At 40.2% G+C, this 18879-nt stretch carries 13 protein-coding genes; 11 read left to right on the forward strand and 2 right to left on the reverse strand.

Annotated features, from left to right (window positions below; genetic code table 11):
* Positions 1 to 155: 155 nt before the first annotated feature.
* From P162_RS14180 to P162_RS14220, 9 genes are all read left to right on the forward strand, one after another.
* Positions 156 to 671 (forward strand): RNA polymerase sigma factor, encoded by a 516-nt coding sequence (locus P162_RS14180; protein ID WP_031428299.1) that lies wholly within the window; start codon positions 156 to 158, stop codon positions 669 to 671.
* 100 nt (positions 672 to 771) lie between these two features.
* Positions 772 to 2007, forward strand: coding sequence for a FecR family protein (locus P162_RS14185; RefSeq protein ID WP_031428300.1), 1236 nt, complete (start codon positions 772 to 774; stop codon positions 2005 to 2007).
* 223 nt (positions 2008 to 2230) lie between these two features.
* On the forward strand, positions 2231 to 5551 hold the full coding sequence (locus P162_RS14190) for a SusC/RagA family TonB-linked outer membrane protein (protein ID WP_206340688.1): 3321 nt from the start codon (positions 2231 to 2233) through the stop codon (positions 5549 to 5551).
* Positions 5552 to 5561: 10 nt separating this feature from the next.
* A complete protein-coding gene (locus P162_RS14195; protein ID WP_031428303.1) occupies positions 5562 to 7094 on the forward strand; it encodes a SusD/RagB family nutrient-binding outer membrane lipoprotein in 1533 nt (510 codons plus the stop codon).
* An 85-nt stretch (positions 7095 to 7179) separates the two neighbouring features.
* The gene (locus P162_RS14200; protein WP_031428305.1) at positions 7180 to 8682 is read left to right on the forward strand and encodes a mandelate racemase/muconate lactonizing enzyme family protein; all 1503 of its coding nucleotides are present in this window, start codon (positions 7180 to 7182) and stop codon (positions 8680 to 8682) included.
* Between the two features lie 162 nt (positions 8683 to 8844).
* On the forward strand, positions 8845 to 9783 hold the full coding sequence (locus P162_RS14205; RefSeq protein WP_031428307.1) for an RraA family protein: 939 nt from the start codon (positions 8845 to 8847) through the stop codon (positions 9781 to 9783).
* A gap of 32 nt (positions 9784 to 9815) precedes the next feature.
* Positions 9816 to 10286: a nuclear transport factor 2 family protein gene (locus P162_RS14210; protein ID WP_051907920.1), complete on the forward strand. Its 471-nt coding sequence runs from the start codon at positions 9816 to 9818 to the stop codon at positions 10284 to 10286.
* 11 nt (positions 10287 to 10297) lie between these two features.
* Positions 10298 to 11404 (forward strand): bile acid:sodium symporter family protein, encoded by a 1107-nt coding sequence (locus tag P162_RS14215; RefSeq protein WP_241077783.1) that lies wholly within the window; start codon positions 10298 to 10300, stop codon positions 11402 to 11404.
* A gap of 43 nt (positions 11405 to 11447) precedes the next feature.
* On the forward strand, positions 11448 to 12725 hold the full coding sequence (locus P162_RS14220) for a mandelate racemase/muconate lactonizing enzyme family protein (protein ID WP_031428313.1): 1278 nt from the start codon (positions 11448 to 11450) through the stop codon (positions 12723 to 12725).
* A 45-nt stretch (positions 12726 to 12770) separates the two neighbouring features.
* On the opposite strand, the gene P162_RS14225 is transcribed toward P162_RS14220, so the two are convergent.
* Entirely contained in the window at positions 12771 to 13718 is a 948-nt protein-coding gene (locus P162_RS14225; RefSeq protein ID WP_031428314.1) for an RraA family protein, read from the reverse strand.
* Between the two features lie 392 nt (positions 13719 to 14110).
* Between P162_RS14225 and P162_RS14230 the strand changes: the two genes are divergently transcribed.
* The gene (locus P162_RS14230; RefSeq protein WP_031428315.1) at positions 14111 to 14980 is read left to right on the forward strand and encodes an SDR family oxidoreductase; all 870 of its coding nucleotides are present in this window, start codon (positions 14111 to 14113) and stop codon (positions 14978 to 14980) included.
* Positions 14980 to 16404 carry a phytoene desaturase family protein gene (locus tag P162_RS14235; RefSeq protein WP_031428316.1) on the forward strand — a complete coding sequence of 475 codons (1425 nt, stop codon included), beginning with the start codon at positions 14980 to 14982 and terminating at the stop codon, positions 16402 to 16404. The genes P162_RS14230 and P162_RS14235 overlap by 1 nt, the downstream gene beginning before the upstream one ends.
* Before the next feature lie 30 nt (positions 16405 to 16434).
* Here P162_RS14235 and ligD read toward each other — a convergent pair whose 3' ends face one another.
* Positions 16435 to 18879, reverse strand: a complete 2445-nt coding sequence (gene ligD, locus P162_RS14240) for a DNA ligase D (protein WP_031428317.1) — start codon at positions 18877 to 18879, stop codon at positions 16435 to 16437.

An 18879-nucleotide genomic window follows, 5' to 3' on the forward strand; every position in this document is an offset into this window, starting at 1 on the left:
CGCAATTATAGCGTTAATTTATTTTTGTTAACTTATTTTTTTGCAAAAATATTAAGTTATTAATACCTTGTTGTGATTTAAAAATGTAAAACCAACAATTATATTATCATAAAAAATAATCTTTTTGTGATGCGATCCACTAAAAATCTAAGATTATGAAGAAAAAGGATACTACGGTCTTAGAGGAAATGTTTACAAAACATTATCAGGAGTGGTGTCTATTATCCTTCAGTTATGTAAAAGATCTGGATGATGCCAAAGATGTGGTGCAGAATATTTTTATTAAACTGCTACAGAATGATACGTATGCTTCCTGCAATAATATGAAGAGTTATATCTTCACTGCGGTACGTAATGAGAGCCTCACAAGGATCAAAAAGCAAAAAAAGACCATTCCTATTGGTTATCTGGGTACGGAAACCCCTTCTTTTGAGAATAATATTATTCAAAGGGAAATATCAGAAAAGGTTTTAAAGGAAATTTACTCGCTGCCAGATAAAAATCAAAAAGTATTTAAACTTTGCGTGTTAGAGGGTTTGAAATACGAGAATGCTGCCGAAATATTGGGTATTACCGTAAATACAGTAAAATATCATCTAAAAACTTCTTTCAAAATTTTACGTATAAACTTAAGGGATGTTTACTATAGTGTGCTGTTAATTATTATATAAATAATTAATTTGTATATTTTTTGAATAATTGACTACCCTCAATGTGATATTTTGAGTCTTTACTAAAAGAGGTCTTTTATCTCTTAAAATAGTAAAGATTTTGATAGTAAAAATTATTCTAAAAAGGTTACGAGGAGCGCTTCAGGTTGAGGAAGAAATTCTATTTCAGCATTGGCTCTTTGCAAATAAGAATAATATCAGAACTTACTATAGGCTCAAAGAATATATATCTTCCAATGGATCTATTCCTGATATCACCGAACTTGATGCGAATGAGGCCTGGAAAAAAATCAATGCTACTTTAGATAAGAAAGAATTAAATAAACAACCCATAAAGCCCAAGCGCAGTTTATGGAGATATGCTGCGGTTTTTGTATTTATTTTAGGTGGGTTTTTATACTTCAATAATTCAAACCGTCTTACGGATACCGTTGAGAAAACAACAGTAAACGGAATAACCCTTGAAATGGGCAGCGGGAGAATACAAACACTTTCCCCACAGGGTACTTCTTCCATCGTGAATACTAATGGACAAGTGTTGGGTAAAAAAGAGGGCGCGGTTCTCGATTATACAGAAAATGAGGGGATTGCTAACAATTCAAGTATTGAATACAATACAATTACTATTCCCAACGGTAAAAAATTTCAAATCTTACTTTCAGACAGTACGCTGGTTCATTTAAATTCGGGATCATCATTAAAGTTTCCCACGCAGTTCAGCAAAGGAAAATATAGGGAAGTCACCCTTAGCGGTGAAGCTTTTTTTGATGTACATAAAGACGCTGAAAGTCCTTTCATAGTTACTTCCGGCTCTATGGCAATAAGGGTTTTAGGCACCAGTTTCAATGTGAGCGCCTATCCTGAAGATATGCACCAAAGCGCGGTACTTGTTGAAGGGGCTGTACAACTCTATGAAGCGGGAACTCCATATGAAAAAGAGGATGCCACATTGCTCTCTTCAGGTTTTAAAGCAGAATGGAACACAGCGGATAAAAAACCAAGTCTGGAAAAAGTGGATACTACACTTTACACAGCCTGGAAAGAGGGCAAACTTGTTATGCGAGAGGTGGCGTTTTCTGCCATAATTCAACGGCTGCAGCGCCATTACGGTGTCAAAATCAAAAATGATTATAGAGAACTGGACAAAAGGGTCTTTACCGCCACCTTTGAAAAAGAAACTATTGAAGAGGTATTGGAAACATTTAAAATTGAGACCCCATTTACTTACGATATTAATGGGGATTCAGTACACATTCACCATTCTACGAACAACACTAAAAATGCAATGCCTATGAAACAAAAGGATGATAGGGGGTACCCTGTTACAAACCAATAGCGCTTTATGATTATATACATAGAGATAAACCAATAATCAACTATATGTGATGAAAAACTACCAATCTATAGGAATATTCGTATCCCCTTCAACTAATTTTAGCTTAAAAGCGAGACTTTTTATTTTATTATCCTTAGTGACCCTTTTTTCCCTTCAAGCGAAATCGTTATCGCAAAAGCAAAAAGTGTCCTTTCAGCTTGAGAATGTCCAGATGATAAGGATTATGGAAAAAATAGAATCTACCACAGATTTTAAATTTCTCTACGATATCAATAAAATAGACACCTCTATAACAAAGTCCATAAGAGTAGAGAATATGCCGCTAGACGAGGTACTTGCTATACTCTTTAAGGATTCAACGATTGACTTTGTATTTCGCGGAAATCAAATAGTACTTAAACTAAAGCCTACACTACCCAATAAGGATTCCAGAGACAGTAACGCTAGCGCTGTTTTCCAACAAAATGTTTCAGGTACCGTAACCGATAACAATGGAATGCCTATTCCTGGGGTTTCCGTAGTTGAAAAAAATACTACAAATGGTACTGCCACAGATTTTGACGGTAAATATTCTATAAATCTCAGTCAGGCAAATGCCGCTTTGATTTTCAGTTTTGTTGGTTTTGCGACTAAGGAGGTTTCTGTACCAGATGCGGGTTCCCTAGATGTTATTATGACAGAGGATACACAAAACCTGGATGAGGTTGTAGTTACTGCGCTGGGAATTAAACAGGAAACCAGAAAGCTGGGGTATGCCGTAGCTTCGGTTGAGGCAGAGGAGGTCAATGTTAACCGTTCTTCAAACTTTATGAACTCCCTACAGGGAAAAGTGGCCGGTGTAAATATTTCTGGTTTGAGTACGGGTCCAGGGGGATCTTCAAAAGTGCGCATACGTGGTCAATCTTCCATATCGGGAACTAATAATCCATTAATAGTTGTCAATGGTGTTCCTATAGACAATTCAAGCTTTGGGACCAGTATAGGAAGCAGCAGTGGTGAACTGGGAACAAACAGTGGAGGTGTAACTTCAGACGGTGGGGATGGTTTTTCAAGTATAAATCCAGATGATATTGAAAGTATGACAATCCTAAAAGGAGCGACAGGTGCCGCATTGTACGGTTCACGTGCAAAAGATGGTGTTATTATGATCACAACGAAGACCGGAGGATCAGGGCAGGGAATAGGGGTAAGTTATACGATAAGTATGGCCAATCAAAATCCTCTTGACTTTACTGATTATCAATATGAATATGGGCAGGGGGAAAATGGTGTGCGGCCTACGTCTCCTAATCCTACCTCAGGGCAATGGTCTTTTGGAGAACGTTTTGAGCCGGGCATGACCCAGATTTTGTTTGATGGTATCGAAGTGCCCTATGTGCCTGTTCATGATAGAATCAGAAAATTCTACCGTCAGGGACTGGATATTACCAATTCCATATCCCTTTCCGGAAACGGTGAGAATGGAGGGTTTAATCTTTCCCTTTCTAACCTGGAAAGCACCGGTATCACGCCAAACAATAAATTTGAAAGGATAAATGTAAGTCTGGCAGGAAATTATAACCTTACAGATAAGCTTTCTTTTGCTACAAGTATAAATTACTCAAATGAGAGCAATATCAATCCTCCTAACGTAGGTCAACAGGATAATACCATTTCAGTATCCCTTTATAATCTGGCCAACTCCATGCCTCTTGATCTGCTGGATGCCAATAAATTTGACGAGAATGGCGATGAATATGTTTACTCCCGGTTTAGAAATAGGACCAATCCATATTTTACGCTTAGTGAGCAGTTCAACACCATAAACAGGGACCGTGTTTTTGGTAATGCCTCCCTTAAATATAATTTTCTTCCCTGGTTATTTGGACAAGTCAGGGTAGGACAGGATTACTGGTCTAGGGCTCAGGATTACAACGGTTTCCCCACGGGACAAGCTGCTCAGGGACCAGCGCCCGAAGGTTTTGTGAATGGTACCTACACTCAGGAAGTGCGTAGGTTTAGGGAAACTAACGTTGACTTTTTATTTTCAGCGGATACAGACTTAAGTGATGATTTTGGTCTGGCTGTCCTTTTTGGCGGAAACAGATTATACCGTAGGTCAGACTTAAACAGGGTAAACGTTACAAATTTTGTAATACGGGATCTGTATACCGTACAGAATGGCCGTGTCAAGGATCCCATCTATGCCTTATCAGAAAGGGCAGTCAATTCACTATATGGCTCCGTTGACCTCTCTTTTAAAGAGACTTTATATTTAACCGGAACCTTACGTAATGACTGGTTCTCAACGCTTTCCCCAGCAAATAGAAGTATATTGTATCCTTCATTATCAGCTAGTTATGTTTTTTCAAACAACTTGAACAGCGATTGGTTGAGTTTTGGTAAGTTGAGGGCGGCTTATGCAGAAGTAGGTAGTGATACAGATGTCCCTCCCTATTCAAACACGTTATTCTACAACATTAATACGAATTTCTTCGCAAATCCTGATGGTCAACTACAACCTGTGGCGGGAGCAAATACAAGCACCTTGCCTAATACAAACCTAAAACCGGCACGCGTTACAGAAACGGAGTTGGGATTAGACATTCGTATGTTTAAGAGCAGGGTAAACCTTGACTTGAGTGTCTATCGTAAAAGTACTTTTGACCAGATCATACCTGCGCAAATATCAAACACTTCAGGTTTTGTGAGTACGCTTATCAATAGTGGTGAGAGCCGCAGTGATGGTGTTGAAGCGCTTTTAACGCTGGTTCCATTTAAAAGCGATGATTTTCAGTGGGATATCACCCTTAACAATTCCTATAACAAAACCAAGGTAGTCAGCTTGTTGACCAATACGCCGGGGGAGAGTATCCTGGTAGGAACACATGCCTTTAATGGATTTTTATTTCAGGTTGTAGGCGAGGAAATAGGGCAGTTGGCTGGTTTTGGCTACAAGAAGGATGATCAGGGCAGACAAATATTTGGTACCGATGGGCGACCGCTCAGGACAGATGAGATTGTATATTTTGGCAGCGCACTGCCTCGATGGGTAGGAGGTATAACCAATACGTTTAGGTACAAGGATTTTAACGCCTCTTTTCTAATAGACTTTAAGTTGGGTGGTAAGATGATATCTGGTACTAACTTCAATGCGGTAAGACATGGACTTCACAAAATAACACTTCCAGGAAGGGAAAATGGTGTAATAGGCGAAGGTGTCAATGAAGCTGGTCAGCCCAATACGGTCGCCACACCCTCACAGACCTATTGGGAGGTCGTACGATCCCAGCAACTTATAGAGCCCATTGTATACAATAGCGGATTCTGGAAGTTCAGGCAATTATCTGTCGGTTACAATTTCCGTCAGTTCATACCTGAAGATTCGCCCTTGCAATCCGTTACCCTAAATGTGTTTGCCAACAATCTTTTCATTATTAAAAAATGGGTTCCCAATATAGATCCGGATTCTTTTGGCTATAGCTCAGACAATGTATCTGGTCTTGAATCTACGGGTGTACCCACAACGAGAAGTATTGGCTTTAACCTAAACTGTAAATTTTAAAGAAAAGATCATGAAAAAAATATATAACAGTTGGTTCTTAATTACTTTGGTCCTTATGACCTTATCGTGTCAGGATGATTTTGAAGAGATAAACACTAATTCTGTAGATCCTACAAGTACCAGTGTAGATCCGGTATTTTTATTGAATAGCGCCATAATAAACACTTCTTTTTCAAATGCGCAGTTAATCTATGATATGGGTGTGGTACAGCAGATAGTGTCGCCCAACTCTGGTGTGTTGACTGGTGCAAACTACAATCAGGATAACCGGGACGTAACCGATGACCACTGGGTAAAATATTATGAGAATGTTATTAAGAACACAGGGGATATACTTGGTCAGTTGGAGCAGGAAGGAGCCCCTTCACGCCCCAACCTTAAAAATATTACCCGCCTTGTAAAAGCCCTTACCTTTATGATACTTACGGATGAATATGGCGATATACCCTATTTTGAAGCCGGTAAGGGAATTTATGACCAGATTGTGCTGCCTAAATATGATGCGCAAGAGGCTATTTACAAAGACTTGATAAAAGAAGTCAGAGAAGCTGTGGCAGGTCTCAATGCATCAGCAATGGTAGAAACAGGAGAGGTCATGTATGCAGGAGATACAGGAAAGTGGAGAAGGTTCGGGAATTCACTTTTACTAAGGGTGGGAATGCACCTTTCAGAAGTAGATCCTGCCCTTGCCGAAGAAATAGTTCGAGAAGCCTTTGCTGCCGGAGTTATGAGGGGTAATGAAGATAATTATGTTGTGCGACATGATAATAATTATTTAAATGATAACGGGGCGCTCCTTAATGCTACAGAGGCTAATAATATATACCTCGTCGATACTTTTGTTGATTATTTGTTAGAGACCGAAGACCCCAGATTAGGTGCTCTTGCCATTAGATATACAAATGCTACTTCTGGCCCAGATCAGATCCAGGAAAATGGATCAACAGCTGCGGTGGACCAGATTGGAATGCCCATGGGTTATGACAATGGTACCATTGGCGCGGTTGCTGAAAATATGGGACTTGCCAGTTTTTATGCCTTCTCACAAATTGATCGTTACCGCGTAGTACGCCAGGCAGCACCCATGTTTATCATAACGCATGCCCAGACGCAGTTATTACTTGCTGAGGCAGCAGTGAGAGGATGGGTTTCGGGCAACCCGGCAGATTACTATAATACAGGCATCAGGGCGCACATGGAATTGATGGTTCAATATCATGTAGATTCAGAAATACCTGCGGCAGATATAAATTCCTATCTCACAAATAATCCATTTAATCCGGCAGATGCCATGCAGCAAATTGGCACGCAGTACTGGGTAGCATGTTTCCTTAATGGACCTGAAGCTTTTGCAAACTTTAGAAGGACGGGATATCCTATTTTGACTCCGAATCCCTATCCTTCCCAGGATATTACCGGCGATTTCATCAACAGACTCACGTATCCAAATTCAGAAGTTGCCACAAACACCAGCAATCTCAATGAAGCAGTCTCTAGAATGGGCACAGACGACCTTAATACTAAAGTATGGTGGGACAAGTAATTTGTAGAATAAGCAAATACGCACATCTGTATTACAGTCTTAAATAGTTGTATAATAAGGTAATAATGTATTAAAAATCAATAGTATGGAAAATAGACTTCATAAACTAATCAATAAATTTAAAAAGGAAGAAACTGATTATTCAAATAGCAGAAATGCCGAAATGAACAATCCCTATACCGCAAATGAGCGTCGCAATTTTTTGAAAAAGACAGCTCTGGGAGGTATCGCTTTATCAAGTTTTACTACGGGATATTCCTTCGAGGATACCGTGGCACATACAACTGGAAAGGTAAATAGGGCATCTGCGCCGTCAGAATTAAAAATAACAGATATGCGCTATGTGCTTACTGACGTTATGGGCGGCACAGCTATAATACGTATAGACACTAATCAGGGCATTCACGGTCTTGGTGAAGTGCGGGATGCGGCAGACGTACGCTACGCCTTAATGTTAAAAAGCCGAATTCTAGGGGAAAATCCATGTAATGTGGAGAAGATCTTTAAGAGCATCAAACAATTTGGTGGGCCCTCTCGTCAGGCAGGAGGGGTCTGTGGGGTTGAAATGGCCCTATGGGATCTTTGCGGTAAAGCGTACAATGTTCCTGCCTGGCAATTGCTTGGAGGAAGATACCGCGATAAGGTGCGCATGTATGCTGATACCCCAGAGGCTAAATCTCCTGAAGAACAGAAAAAACTCATTGATTATCGTATTAATGAGCAGGGATATACCTGGCTTAAAATGGATGTCTCCATTGGAGAACTAAAAGGAAAGCCCGGCACTGTTGTAAATGGAAAATTTTGGGAGGATGACAAAGGCAATCTCAACCAATGGGGCGACCGTAGAAATTATATGAACTATGGTAATACCATGCATCCTTTTACCCAAATTCAAATTACGGATAAAGGACTCGAAGAACTTCAGCAAGTTGTTGAGGATGTTCGGAATATGGTGGGCTACGAAATACCCATTTCAACAGATCATTATGGGCATTTTGATATGAATAATAACATAAGATTAGCCAAAGCCCTTGAGAAGTACAGATTGGCATGGTTTGAAGATATGGTTCCCTGGCAATATACAGAACAATGGAAGACGATTACAAATTCCATCGAAACCCCTACCACCACGGGTGAGGATATTTATCTTTTGGAAAATTTCAAACCGTTAATAGAACAACGTGCGGTTGATATCATACATCCTGATCTTGCATCTTCTGGCGGACTTTTAGAAACCAAAAGAATAGGCGATTATGCCGAAGAATTTGGTGTGGCGATGGCCATGCATCAGGCAGGGACGCCGGTATCCTTTATGGCCAATGTGCACTGTGCAGCAGCGACACAAAATTTTCTCGCTTTGGAACATCACTCGGTAGACTTGCCCTGGTGGGAAGATTTAGTTAAAACCGTAGGTGGATATAAAATGATTGATAAAGGCTTTGCGACCGTTCCACTGACTGCGCCAGGTCTTGGGATTGAGTTAAATGAGGAGGTGCTGAAACAGCACATTGATCAAAGAGACAAAAGTTATTTTGCCCCAACTAAAGAGTGGGATGAGCTCAGGTCCCATGATAGGACCTACAGTTAAGAATGTACACTTTGCGAGTAAATAATTGAAATATATTCCAAAAATCGAATTTTTAATAAGGATTGTTTTTAATAAGTGTTTGACAATAGGATAATCAGTTGAAGTACTAAATCGCAGAATTAATACGCGTATCTATAAAAGAAATATTTAAACCAGCGAAAAATGAAGAAAATTAAAATAACCGTATTCCTAATGTGCTTTTTCGGTTTTTGCCATTTGAGGGCACAGGGGGTTACTGCATCTCCAGAACGAATAAAGGAACTTACTTCCAATTGGAATGGAGAACGTTTTGAAGACGGGAGGCCCAAAGTTTCAGATGCATTGCTGGAACGAATGAAGAATATTCAAATTGAGGAGGCCTGGGGCTTTTTAAGAGGGAAGGGCTACAATAATCAATATGAAGGGGATTGGGAAATAATTCACCCGGAAAGCGCAATGACTGGAAGAGTGGTTACAGCGCAGTATATGCCTTTAAGGCCAGATTATCAAAAGGTCGTAAAACTCAATGGAGCGGCAGAACGTCGTGATACTATTGGAGGTAGTAATTCCTGGCCTATTCAGCAACTTGTTCCAGGTGATATCTATGTTGCCGATGGATATGGAAGGATCGTAGATGGAACGCTCATAGGTTCAAATTTAGGAAATGCTATTTATGCCAACTCAGGAAATGGTGTTATCTTTAATGGAGGCGTAAGGGATGTCGCCGGTCTTCTTAATGTCCAGGGTTTTAATGGATGGCACAAAGGTGCCGACCCTTCTTATTTGCAAGAAGAAATGCTAACGAGTATAAATATGCCCATTCGCATAGGTAGGGCAACGGTGTTACCAGGTGATGTTGTTTTGGCAAATCAGCATGGTACCGTTTTTATTCCATCGCATTTGGCTTCAGAATTAGTTCTTTCATCAGAAATAGTGGGTTTAAGGGATCTTTTCGGATTTCAAAGACTGCGTGAAAAAAAATATACGGCCGGTCAGATCGATACGAAGTGGACACAGGAAATAAATACTGATTTCGAAAATTGGTTAAAAGCATACCCAGATACTAAATTACCAATGACAAGAAAAGAACTCACTGATTATATGTCCTCTAGAAAGCAATAGTAATTTGATAAATGAAAGTTTATAAAACCAACATGAAAAAAAATAATCCAGTTTACGCGAAATCAAGATTCTTTGCCTTAGTATGGTTGTTCGTACTATTTATTTTGACACCCTTTAGCAATTTGCTTGCACAGAAGAACAATAGCGCAAAAAATGTTGGACATGCTGTCACCCAACTTTATGAAGCCATGATTCAAAATAATGAGAAGGTACTCAAGGATCTTACTTCAGAAGATTTGACCTACGGCCACTCCAGTGGTAAGGTTGAGAATAAATCCGAGTATATAGATGGTGTAATGAACGGTGCATTTCAATTTTCAGCAATCAGCCCGGTTGATCAAACTATACAAACTTCTGGTGATATAGCCGTTGTAAGGCATATTTTTAAGGGAGAAGGGACAAATAATGGGTCACAGGCAAAAGTGAATATTGGCTGTATGCTTGTTTTTCAAAAACAGGATAAGGATTGGAAATTACTGGCTAGACAGGCGTTTAAACTCTAATTTAATTCATTGTGGAAAAAATAAACTTTTATTCGTCCGCCTTGGGCCTGGCAGCTTTATTATTCATTGTTATCATAGGGATGATCCTCACTGGGAATTTAGAACATTCAGGTCTTCTGATTCTGGGTTTCTTTGCGCTTTTAGCCATAGGATTCAATGGTTATGAAAAAACAAAAGGTCTGATATTCACAACCATGATTTTTGCGGGTGTTACCGCAGCGCTTTTCTACCCACAATATTTTACTAATATTAATGATTTTCAGTTTACGGTCCTGATCATCCCATTGATTCAAATTATTATGTTCGGGATGGGTACTACCATGAGTATAAAAGATTTCGCCGGCGTATTTCAAGAACCAAAAGGTGTTGTTATAGGGGTTACCGCACAATTATTGGTTATGCCCTTAATGGGTTATTTTCTTGCTTCAATAAGCAATTTTCCGCCTGAAATTGCAGCTGGTATTGTACTAATAGGCTGTTCCCCAAGTGGGGTGGCATCAAATGTAATGGCATTTTTAGCCAATGCGAATGTTGCCCTTTCTATTACCATTACTTCCATAGCAACTTTGCTGGCTCCCTTTTTAACGCCACTTATGATGAAACTTTTTGCTGGTGAATTTATTGAAATCGAGGTCCTGGCCATGATGTGGAGTATTGTAAAAATGATCATCCTTCCCATTGGTGCTGGCTTGTTATTCAATAGAATATTCGGTAACAGTATTAATTGGCTTGGTAGGGCCATGCCCTTAATATCTATGCTGGCCATTGGACTTATTATTACCATCATAACAGCAGCAGGCAGGGACAGCCTGTTAGAGATAGGTGGAGTACTGATGGTACTGGTACTTATACATAATATTTTTGGATATTTTCTTGGCTACTGGTATGCGAGGCTTTTCAGAATGTCTGAAGAAGATTCGCGAACAATTGCCATTGAAGTGGGTATGCAAAATGGGGGTTTGGCATCAGGTATAGCGAACAGTCTGGGAAAAATCGCGACTATGGGCCTCGCGCCTGCTGTATTTGGCCCTTTAATGAATATTACGGGATCAATCTTAGCGTCCTATTGGCATGGAAAATCCACAGAAAAACCCGGCAAGGTCGTTACCGTAAACTGATATAAGCATACGATCCATATTTAAGCTAACTAAAACTAAACTTATGAGTAATTCAAGAAGAGATTTTTTTACGAAGGTTGCCGCCACTACTGCTTTGACAGCCATGCCTTTCGTAAATTTTGGTAAAACATTTGAAACCGCAATAGATCTTACGCCAAAAAGTTCAGCACCCTCAGACCTGAAGATCACAGATATCAAATGTGGATATATTAGAAATGGACATAGTCTTTTTGTCAAAATATATAGCAATCAGGATATTGTAGGACATGGGGAAGGTGTAGACGCAACACCGGGAACCTATTATTTGGTAAAAATGTTTGGTGATCGACTTAAAGGTCAAAATCCACTTAATGTGAACCGCCTTTTTGAGGATTTGAGAAAGGGTGGGTTTTTTGAAGGGGCACAATCTGGTATGTATGTCGCGGTATTGACAGCGGTTGAGACCGCATTGTGGGATTTAGCAGGTAAAGCTCTGGGATTGCCGGTTTATCAGTTACTGGGCGGTAAATTCAGGGATAAAATCAGGGTTTACCTGGATACTGCACTATATCAAAATAGACTGCCAGAACCCAAGGATTTTGCTGCCGCGGCGAAAGAAGCGGTAGATATGGGATTTACCGCTGTTAAGTTTGATCTTGATCAGGCTAACGACCCTAATAAATACGACAGGTATAACTGGACGGCTAGTCCGGCTGAGGTTCAGCGTATGTATGATCAAATGGCCGCAGCCAGGGAAGCAGTGGGTCCCAATATTGATATATGTGCTGATATGCACGGAAGATATGACGGTATTACGGGAGAAAAAGTAGCTAAAATTCTGGAGCCCATAAATATGATGTGGCTGGAAGAACCAATTGCTGCGGAAAATCCTGATGCCTATAAAAAAATCACTGAATCTACAAGTACTCCTATTTGTGCTGGTGAGAATCATTATCTGGCCCACGGCTTTAGACCTTTGCTGGAAGATGGTGCCGTGGATATTATAATGCCAGATTTACAAAAAGCAGGCGGCCTGGGAGAGGCGCAGCGAATAGCTAATTTGGCCAATTTGTACTACGTGCCATTTGCCCCGCATATGGTAGCCTCCTTTTTAGGAGCCATGGCCTCCTGTCATGTATGTGCCTCAGTGCCTAATTTTATGATCCTTGAATGGCAGGTTTATTTTGAAAAAGATCCCATGTTCAAAGAAATTATTTCTTATGAAGGGCCCATGGTGGAAAATGGTTTTATAACACTTTCAGAAAAGCCGGGAATAGGCGTTGAAATCAATGAAGAAGGTATGCGCAAATATGCGGATAAGAATGTTCCGTTCTTTAAATAATTTTTACTTCCATAATTAAACCTAGGACCTGCTAAAATAAACCTTTTACCAGGTCCTTGTTTTTAAGAGTTCTTGAATTTGCTCTTTAGGTACCGGAAGTTCATCAATATGCTCATTTAGCCATTTTGAAAAATCCTTTTCAATTGCTTCAGACCATCGATTATCTATTTCGCCAGCGGTGTACTTTTGTTCCCGCAGTCTTTCATGACCAAACATATCCCGTAATCGCACGATTTCAGAAGTTTTTACAACACGCTCTGCAAGATGTGGCGGTATGAAAATAACGCCTCCATCGCGACCCAGTACAATATCCCCAGGCATGACCGTTGCCATACCTATCCTGGTAGGGGTGTTGATACCCACAAGTGTGGTATTTAATCTTCCGTCAGGATCATTGAGATGGTGGGAAGGATGATAACTTCTGAAAAAGGAAGTAAAACCCTCTAATTCTTTAAGGCCATCTATGTCCCTGATAGCTCCATCATATACAATACCATTTCCGGTTTTTGCATAGATGGCATTACCAAGGTTATCTCCAATTGTTGGCCCATCCACGTGCGCACCAAACTGATCTACAACATACACATCACCTTTTTGCAATAATTCCAAAGGCCATGAGTTCTGGGATTTTATTCTTCCGTCCTGATTGTGCCCCCTATCATCAATAGCCCTGTGAATATCTGGTCTGCCAGGCATGAAAATGGCAGTTACAGCCCTTCCTACAAGTACACTATCAGGATTGATCGTTTGCCAATCTTCGGAATACTGAAAATTAAAATTCTCCCCTTTCAATACTGCCCAAGCTTCTTCAAGGGTGACCAACTTCATACGGTTTAGGATGGCTTCCGATACATGTGGACGGCCATCATCAAAACGCTCACCCTTCCATTCTGGAGTTAGGAAAAGAAGTTCTTCTTTTGATATTTGCTGTGAATAGTTGGGAAGTATAATTCCAAAAACAAAAAGAAACAGAATTAATCGATTTAACTTCATAAGGGCTCTTAAAATTTAGATTTTATAGCAGATGTATAATTTAAAGTCAATATTTTAATCAAATTATAGCTTAACGTTTTGAAAGTTAACGATTCTTCACCAATTTAACCTCTATATTTATCAAACTATTTCAATAAAATAGACCTTGCTCTTGGAGGTCTTAAGGAAGTGCTTTTTTTACCTGATAGGATACATTTTGATCCTGCTAAAGATATTGATCCTGTCAGGAACATTTATTAAAAGTCCTACCGCAATTTTTTATGCCTGAATAAGGTATATATGACCAGATCCCTTTTTTCATGCTTTAAAATCTTTAAATTATTCTATTTCTTAATTATTAGTTTGTCAAAACTGGTAAAATATGATCTAATTTTGATCAAAACCTAATTATCATGCTTGAAGGAAAAATATTACTTGCGGGAGCTTCAGGGGCTCTAGGTATGGAAATCCTGAAGTTATTGGCAAACGAAACGCGCGAGGTTAGATGTTTAACACGAACCAGGGAAAGCGCAGAAAAAGTAGGACATTTTTCAAATGAGGTCTGGCAGGCCAATGCAGTAGAAAATCCCGAAGATATAAAAGATATCACTAAAGGTATTTCAGTTATTATATCTGCTCTTGGGGAAAGCCTCAGTCTCTTTACACAATCTGAAGATACTTATTATGAAAGTAATTATTTGGCAAATAAAGCTATTTTAGACGATGCCCTTAGGCATAACGTGAAGCGCTTTATTTTCGTCTCCATAAAAGGAGCGGATACTTCGCCGGAATTTGAAATACCCAGGACACATAACCTTTTTGAAGATGACCTTATCAAATCAGGAATTGAATATACGATCCTTAGACCTACAGGTTTTTTTTCAGGGCTAAACGATCTTATTATTATGGGTAAACGAAAAATAATACCCGTTGTAGGATCTGGGAGTGCCCTTACGAATAGTATTCACCATAAAGATTTGGCAAAGGTCATTGTCTCCTTTTTGCAAACCGGGCCAAAGATTGCAGAAGTAGGTGGCCCTGAAGTCCATACCCGGAAAAAAATGGCCGCAATGATCGCAGAAAAGACTGGCGCAAGGTTGATTTTTGTACCTAAATGGTTGGCCAAATTGGGTAGTAAGCCACCCAAACTATTTGCCAAAAACCTGGGGCAAAATCTTTCTTATTTTATATATATTACAACCCATGATATGGTAAATCCAGAACATGGGACAATAACCTTTAAAGAATATCTTCAAACGCTTGATTTAAATAAAATTCCCTAATGGCAAAGGATTACGATGCGGTAATTATCGGCAGTGGATCTAATGGTCTTTCCGCCGCAATACGCCTGCAACAAAAAGGATTGAAAACACTAATTCTTGAACATTCCAGTACACTGGGCGGTTCTACAAAAACGGAAGAACGTACCCTTCCAGGTTTTAAGCATGATGTGGGTTCGTCAATTTTGCCATTGGGATTAGCTTCACCGTACTTAAGCACATTGCCCCTTGAGAAGTATGGGTTGCAATGGATCTTTCCCGAAATTCCTTTCTCCCATCCTTTTGAAGATGGAAGCGCCATAGCTTGTTACAAAGATATCTATCAAACGGCCGATCAATTAGATCAAGATAAAGATGGTTACTTAAGACTGTTCAAACCTCTGGTAAAAGAATGGGATCACCTGGATCAGGACTTACTAGGTCCCTTGGGCTGGCCACAAAAGCCTTTGGAATTTGTAAAGTTTGGTTTAAAAGCTTTACCCTCCGCAGCAATGATTGCCGACCATTATTTCAATAATAACCGAACAAAAGCTTTTTTTTACGGCGCTGCGGCACATTCCACTTTGCCACTTCACAGTCTTATTTCCTCTTCTTTTGGGCTTGTGCTCACTACGCTGGCACACAACTATGGATGGCCATTTCCTAAGGGGGGAGCAGGCAATTTTATTCAAGCGCTTGTGGGCTATTATGAATCGCTCGGGGGACAAATAGAACGCAACAGTACAGTCACAGATTATGCTAAATTACCTACTTCAAAGGCGTATTTGTTTGATATCACCCCAAAACAACTGCTAAATATCAAGGGATTAGATTTAAGTTGGCTTTATAAAAAACGCCTCAAAGGCTTTAAATATGGCGCTGGGGTCTTTAAAATGGACTGGGCATTGAAAGAACCTATTCCATTTCTAAATGAAAAATGTCGGAAATCAGGGACCGTACATTTAGGTTTTAGTAAACAGGAAATGGAAAATTCGGAAAAAGGTATACATAAGGGAAATATGACCGATACACCTTATGTTCTCGTCGCCCAGCATAGCCTATTTGATGATACACGAGCACCTGAAGGAATGCATACCGCCTGGGCATATTGCCATGTTCCTTCCGGAAGTACGCATGATTATACAGAGCTTATAGAACGCCAAATTGAAAGGGCAGCCCCTGGTTTTAGGGATATTATTTTAAAACGTTCCATCATGAATACGGAACAGCTGCAAACATTCAATCCCAATATCATAGCAGGCGATATCAATGGTGGAAAACAAGATATCACCCAACTCTTTACACGTCCGATTGCCAAAATATCGCCATATAAAACGGCTGATCCCAAAGTTTATCTTTGTTCTTCTTCAACCCCTCCAGGTGGCGGTGTTCATGGCATGTGTGGTTTTCACGCTGCTGAACAAGCGATTAAAGATCACTTCTCATAGGAAAGTGCAATTATATGTTTCGGTAATAGTTCAATCCAGTTTATCCAGCGCGTTAAGGCAGGCTTCCATATCAATTCCTTCTTCGAGTACAGCCTTAAAAAGATCGCCATGTTCTGCTATTCTTTCCTGCATGTTAGAAAGGGTAAAATCAGCTATGCGTAAGCCGCTTTTTACCTCTTTCCATAGAAGTGGGGCAGAGACTGGTGCCTGAGGTTTAGGGCGCACACAGTAAGCGGCGGCCAGGGTTTGTGCTTTTCGGTTTTGCATACAATCCAGATAAATACGGCCATTGCGTTTTTTGATCGTACGTTCTAATGTGGTGAGTTTTGGAAGTCGCTGCTGTACAAAATAACAGATCAATTTTGTGAAATCCCGAGCTTCTGAGTAGCTGTAATTTCCAGCCAGGGGAATATAAATATGAAGTCCGCGAGAGCCGGAAGTTTTACAAAATCCAGGGATTTTGGCCTTGTCAAGAATATCTTTAATGCACTGAGCGGTTTCAATGACTTCTTCAAAAGAATTCTTTTGGGAAGGGTCCAGATCGATTACCGTATAATCCGGATGTTCTAAAGAACCTATCCTGGAACTCCACGGGTTCAATTCTATACAGCCCAGGTTTGCCATATAAAGCAGGGTCGCCTCGTTTTGACAAACCAGATATTCTATATCTTTTTTAGCCGATTTTGACTCAAGAATGACCGTTTTTGCCCATTTTGGGAGGTTTTCATTGTCTTTTTGATAAAATCCTTCGGAACGTATTCCCTCAGGATGCCTGTGCATGTTTTGCGGACGGTCTACCAAATAAGGTAAAATTGTTTCTGCAATGTTGAGATAATAATCGATAAGGTCATATTTACGCAAGCCCGTTTCTGGCCAGTAAACCTTGTCCAGATGGGTCAGCGGTAATTGAATTCCGTCCAGTTCCAGAACATTCCCTGAATCGCTTTTTTGTGTGTTTTTACGCGATTTCCCGCCAACCAAATCCTGCACGGAAGCAGTTTCTTCATTTTGCTTATTTTCTGCCAGTAATCCTTTGTAAATGGGATGCCGCATGATTCCATTACTTGTATATTCCGAAAATTTCACTTTACAGATTAGCTGCGGGTTGAGCCAATTGGGCTTTCTTCCTTTAAGGTTTATTTTTTGGTCAAAAGGCGTTGTTTCTTTGGCAAGCAATTCAAATTTTTCCCTGAGCTTTTTTTGCTCCGAATTGCTATATCCAGAACCGCAATTGCCAATATATACAAGCGCACCTTCTTCCATTTTTCCCAAAATCAAAGATCCAAAAATGGATCCACCGTTTTGTGAATCTGTGTATCCACAAATAAGTACATCTTCGGTCTGAATGGCCTTAACCTTGATCCAGTTCTCGCTGCGGTGACCGGGAGTATAAAGACTGTCCTTTTTCTTGGCGATGACCCCTTCAAGTCCGGCTTCTATCGCGCGGGTATAAAACGCTTGTCCCATGCCCTCCACATGATCACAGTAAAAAATACAATCAAGATCTTCTATAACTTCGGGAATTAAGCTTTTTCTATCCAGGAGTGGAAGGTTCAACATCTCGTGCCCATTGAGATACAGCATGTCAAACACATAATACCGAAGTTCTCCTGGCGTGGTAACAGGATCGTAGTTTTGCAGTGCCTGAAAATTGGGTATACCTTCGGCGTTTACAATCACAATTTCGCCGTCCAGTATAACATCATGTTGCAAACCTTCCAGCGATTTTTTTATTTTTGGATATAGTTTACCGTAGGGATTTCCGTTTCTGGAATACAGTTCCACTTTACCATGTTCTATAGATGCAATGATTCTGTAACCGTCCCATTTTATTTCATAAATCCATTCTGGATCGTTGAAAATTTTTTTTGGTTGCGAAGCGAGCATGGGCGGTACAAAAGTACCTGTAGATAGCTTCTTTACTTTGACTTCTTTTGAAGTATCTGTTTCTTCTTCAGGAAATCCCGTATTATCGGGAAGTTCAATGGCGAACTGATCCTTCTTTTTGATAAGAAGCCATTGTTTGTCATTATTTCTGCCCTTCATCTTGACTAAGGCAAAAGCACCCCTGAGCTTTTTACCCGTAAAACGAATTTTGAGATCGCCTCGTGCAAGCTGTTGCAATTGCTGATCAGGATCATTGTCTGGAAGGATTTCAAAGGTGCCGTGATCCCAAATTTCCATATCCCCAGCTCCGTAATTACCTTTGGGTATAGTGCCTTCAAAACTCAAGTATTCCACAGGGTGATCTTCGGTATGTATGGCGAGGCGTTTGTGCTCAGGATTTAATGAAGGACCTTTAGGCACTGCCCAGCTCTTGAGCACGCCGTCCATTTCCAGGCGCAGGTCATAATGCAGCTTTCGCGCGTCGTGGCGTTGTACCACAAAGCGATTCCCTTTAGTCGTTCCTAAGTTGCCAGCGGGCTCAGGGGTGGAATCAAATTTTCGCTTGTCGTTGTAGCGATCGAGACTCAT

It is taken from the genome of Flavimarina sp. Hel_I_48 (assembly GCF_000733945.1).
Classification (GTDB): domain Bacteria; phylum Bacteroidota; class Bacteroidia; order Flavobacteriales; family Flavobacteriaceae; genus Leeuwenhoekiella.